Origin of the sequence: Halobacteriovorax sp. (assembly GCF_041587335.1) — a bacterium.
Lineage (GTDB): Bacteria > Bdellovibrionota > Bacteriovoracia > Bacteriovoracales > Bacteriovoracaceae > Halobacteriovorax.
Genome location: NZ_JBFGYP010000178.1, coordinates 1 through 4,530, shown reverse-complemented (window position 1 = coordinate 4,530; position 4,530 = coordinate 1). Strand labels below are relative to the sequence as shown.

The 4,530-nt window shown below is 32.5% G+C and carries 4 protein-coding genes; 1 reads left to right on the top strand and 3 read right to left on the bottom strand.

The window, feature by feature from the left end; genetic code table 11:
- On the bottom strand, nucleotides 1-1,665 hold a 1,665-nt coding region (locus ABX784_RS15610), incomplete at its 3' end, for a DUF4105 domain-containing protein (protein WP_372655993.1).
- Nucleotides 1,666-1,820: 155 nt separating this feature from the next.
- Here ABX784_RS15610 and ABX784_RS15605 point away from each other — a divergent pair.
- Entirely contained in the window at nucleotides 1,821-2,768 is a 948-nt protein-coding gene (locus tag ABX784_RS15605) for a hypothetical protein (protein ID WP_372655992.1), read from the top strand.
- Here the strand turns inward: ABX784_RS15605 and ABX784_RS15600 are convergent.
- On the bottom strand, nucleotides 2,760-3,914 hold the full coding sequence (locus ABX784_RS15600; RefSeq protein WP_372655991.1) for a polysaccharide deacetylase family protein: 1,155 nt from the start codon (nucleotides 3,912-3,914) through the stop codon (nucleotides 2,760-2,762). The two genes, ABX784_RS15605 and ABX784_RS15600, sit on opposite strands and share 9 nt — an antisense overlap.
- The coding region (locus ABX784_RS15595) for a hypothetical protein (protein ID WP_372655990.1) at nucleotides 3,883-4,530 on the bottom strand (648 nt) is incomplete at its 5' end. The genes ABX784_RS15595 and ABX784_RS15600, both read right to left, overlap by 32 nt.

Sequence of the window (4,530 nt, the reverse complement as noted above, 5' to 3'; positions counted from 1 at the left end):
CTCTGGGATATACTTCAATAGCTTTAAATGCATAAGGATTTCTTTACTCTTTGTTAGACCTTCATGGATAAAAGTATTATTTCCTGTTCTATTTATTAATTTCTTCGTTTTTTTGATCTCTTTTTTGGTCCATACTTTATTTAGAACTGTTTCAACCTTCTTAGCGCAATCTTTTGTCGAGCAAAGCTCATAAAGTAATGGACTGCTTTTAAGAAGACCATATATATCGTTGTAGTCAGGAGCATTGAGCCCTTGTATGTCATTTCTTATTAATTCAACGTATTCAGCTTCTAGATTACTATTATATAGATCGTAGAATAAGAACTTTTCTTCATCTGTAGTATACTTTTTAATAATTTGCCATTGGTGAATAGGGAAGCGATACTGTTCAAATTCTCTACTTGTAAAGCCGAGTATCCTTGCTATCTTTGATCTCAATTTCTTGGCACCATCTATTGTTATGGAAGGATAAGGAACCAATAGGGATCTACTCATCCACTTGTTAAGTTTTACTGGAACTCTTCCCTGTATTCCAATTGTTTTTTTGTGAGGAAAATTAGATTTTTTTAAAAATTTAATAACTGCTCCAGCACAGTTATTAGAGAAGAATGTATATTTTCCGAGTACTTCAGATGCAGCACTTGTTACTTCAAGGTTTTTAACGCTCATCTTTATCGGAACTCTTCTAAGTATATTTAGACTGTTCATTGTTTGGGTCGTCATAGCGTAAAAACCATTTTTTTCTAGAGACTTATCAAATCTTGTAAAAAGTTTAATTTCATCTGAAGAGAAATAATCTTTAGCCTTTTCTATAGCAATCTTTTCAATAGTTTCATCTAGCTCAAGTATCTCACTTGTTATTTTTACTTTCCATACTTCTTGAAAGAGGTTTAATACAATCTCACCTTTTTCTACATCAAGTTTTTTGTAGGATCTTGTGTAGGCCTGTCTATATAGTGCTTTATCTTTTTCTGAATCATTTTTAAAAGGAGTCGCTTCTTTTTCTACAATGCCAAATGATTGAATTAATTCACTTTTAAATTCCTCATCGTAGAACTTTATTTCAAGTAACTCGAAGCTTTCTTCTCCAAAAAGTTCGCTACCTTTTTTGATGGCATTTATTTTAGCTTTCTTAACAGACTCTTTATAAATATCTTCTCTTGCTTCATGAATCTCGTTCCACCAAGAGTCTAATGTTTTGACTAGTTCTCGGTGCATAATCTCATTGGAAGGAATTATATGTCTTTCAAGCGGTCGAGATTGGTCCTTCACGTATTGTTTGATAAATAACCTTAGTGACTTAACCTCTGGGTAAACTCCATATTTACCAATAACACCACTTATATTACTAGCTTTAGGGCCATTTACGTCTGCTACAAAGCTTATAGTTATGTCATTACCAGGGTCACTATCACCATCTACGAATCTAAAAAGGGCATGTCCAAACTTTGATTCAACTCTTTCATCTGTCGAATCAGCGATTATGAGTTCTAGGCCTAAGATCTGATTATTATCTAATCTTCTCTTAAGACGATTTATATATTTCTTAGAGCTTGTATAGAGTTCTTTTTTTTGTGTGTACCATTGAAGAAATTCAATAGAGTCATTTTCTATCGAATATGTATTTTGGGTCGTTAAAAATAGAAGTATAAAAAGAAATCTCATGGGGATTATCTAGCATATATTTATCATAAATCTAAGTAATATGAGTAATTTACATGTTTTCTGTGATGTGAATTCATGTAGTTAGGTAGATTCTTCTGATGGTTACATTAGTTTCACATTCTAGTATATTAAAAGAAATCTATTTAAGGACACATATGTTTTCACTTTTCTTCAGTATTTTGTCATTATTAAGTACTTTTGCAAATGAGCCCGCTCAGGTAAATGCCTCTCACTCTTTTTCAAATACTTCTAATGGATTAAAAACTAAAACTTACTCTATTACCTATGAAACAAATAGAAGAGATCTTTTTTGGAAGTATCAAGATTTTAAACCAGAAGCTTACGACTTAATTTTTGGAGCTGTTATTACAGATGCAGAATATTTAGGTGAGATAACAGGAAAAAAAATATTCTCTGGAATGGCCAGAAAATGGAATGAGAATAATTATTCTCGGTTTAAGCTAGGCCTTCATAATTTAGAGTATAGCAGTTCTGATTCTTCTACTGTGTTTGCCGATTTTACACAGAGATTAATTTTTGGAAAGCATACTCTTGAATTTAATACAAACTATGACTTCTTATATACTAGTGGAGGAGTCCCTGGTCCTTATAATGATAAGTTACAAAGGCTTCAAACAAAACTAAGTGGAACATATAGACCAAAGGATTATATGAGAGTTCCGTTTGAACTTGAGTATACAAAAATTAGTTCAGGTAACTCACTTCAAAGGCAGAGTGTTTCTACTCTCTTTGGTCGTGCATATCCTGTTTGGATTTGGGCGGGCTATCGTTTTGAGCGACTAAGTTATGACCATATCGATGTCGGGTATTGGTCACCTGAGAAGTTTATATCACATGGGCCACTCATCGAATGGGGACAAACTTTCTATGAAAAATACTCATTTAAAGCGAGTTATCTATATAGCTTCATAAAAGAGAATGATGGAGAATCTGGTAATTCATACTATGCTTCTGCTGCCTTTGAATACGGAGAGAGGAACTCTATGCTATTTGGTATGAGTGTCTTTAGAAATAAGTCTATTCAAAACTCTAGTGAATGGTGGAGTGAAGGCGGAGAGTTATATTTCAAATACTCATTTTAAATACTTATTCCATACTTCATTTATTGTCATAACATTAATTCCTGACTCGCTGATGATTTTAGCAAGCTCTTTAAAATTGTCAGTCGAGTAGTCAATATCATCTACAGGTTTGTCCTTAATGTGATGGAACATTAAGATCAGCCACTGCTTTGCCTCTTTCGTTTTTGCAATGACTTCTTTAAGCTCTTCAGGGGTTGTGGTCTTTAGCACATTGAATGATCGAAGCATGTGAGTATTCGCTGGAGGAATTGTTTCTATGCCACCTGAGGCAATTCTGGCGGTTGAAAATCTTTTTGAAACAACACTGGTTACTGACTCGTTTGTTTTTCCGAGTGGATAAGCTAGGTGAAAATTTGATTTCTTATATTTATTCTTAATGAGAAAGTTTTCTATATCAGTAATTTCTTTATTTAGTGTATTTTCACTTAGGTAGGTAAATGGTGTCTCGTGGTGAGATTCTATGTCCCAATTCTTATTTGTTAGGCTTTTTAATTCTTTAGAAGTAAGAAACCCTTTTTTGTTGAGTGCATTTGGCATAATGTAAGCTGTAGCCGGTATGTCATATTCTTTTAAGATTTTTGCAGCTTTAATATTGTCGTTAGGTCCATCATCAAATGTTAATGTGAGAACTCCTTGAGACTCCTTTTTTGTTTTTCTTATTGGCCATAAGGATAGTCTTGTGTCATTTGTGTTGGCAGCAAAGTAGATAGATAAGAAATTAATTTTTTTAAAAGAGTTTCCTTTCAATTTGAAGTTTGCTTTTGAAAGGCCTATTTCTGTTTTTGTAGATGACTTAATGAAGTTAAACTCATAATCATGAAAAAGTGGAATAGAGTAGTATAAATAATCTTCAGCATTTCTCTTTTCGGAGAGTCGAATCTCAAGTCCATTTACAGCTCTAATATCATTTACGAGTAAGCTAAATATTATATTTTCTATTTCTAAATTTATATTTTTGTCTGAAACATTAAGTGATAGAAATGAAGGAGTTTTCTCATCTTTCGTAAATAGGCTTAAGTTGTCCTTATATATCTGAAGCCTGGCAGACTCCCATTCTACAAATGTATTTGCATAAGTGAATTCAGCTTGGGATTTGAAATTTAATATTAATATATTAAAGAGAATTAAAAATATTTTTAATTTCATACCAGGCCTTTCTCTTCCATAAGTCATAATCTGTTTCACTAGAGTTGTATTCTAGCATTTTATATTTATTAGTTGCTAGCTTTCTCCATATAAATATTCCTTTTATATTTTCAAAACTTTTGAGTGCTTTTAAAGTGTATTTGTAGGCATCGGCCTGTCTTTCTTGAGTTCCTGGTGTTTTATTTCTCCACTCAAATGGCTCAGAAGTTCCTTTTATTGAACCTGAGAAACCAACTTCATTTATATACAGATTCTTTTTATATTTCTTTGCAAATTGAGTGTATTTTCTAATTACATTAAGCTGATAGTTGTAGATATTCTCACCCTTAACACTATCAGGGATAGGTGAGTATAGATCAAGTCCAATATAGTCTAACTCTTCCCAAAAAGAAGTACTGTAGAACTCATTCTTTCCGTTTACTTCTTGCCAGTTAGCACCATAGCTTAATTTCCCTTTAAAAGTCGTTCTGACTGATGAAATAATATCTTTCCATTCTGATTTAAAGTTCTTTCCTGTTATTTCACAATATTCAGCACCTAGTATGAATGTTTCAACTTTATAATCTTCTAATACCTTAGCGAAGCGAGTAAGTTCATTCTTTAAATTCTTGAACAT

Coding starts and splice junctions, on each gene's coding strand:
- ABX784_RS15600 (WP_372655991.1), bottom strand. CDS start 3,914: ATGAAATTAAAAATATTTTTAATTCTCTTTAATATATTAATATTAAAT.
- ABX784_RS15605 (WP_372655992.1), top strand. CDS start 1,821: ATGTTTTCACTTTTCTTCAGTATTTTGTCATTATTAAGTACTTTTGCA.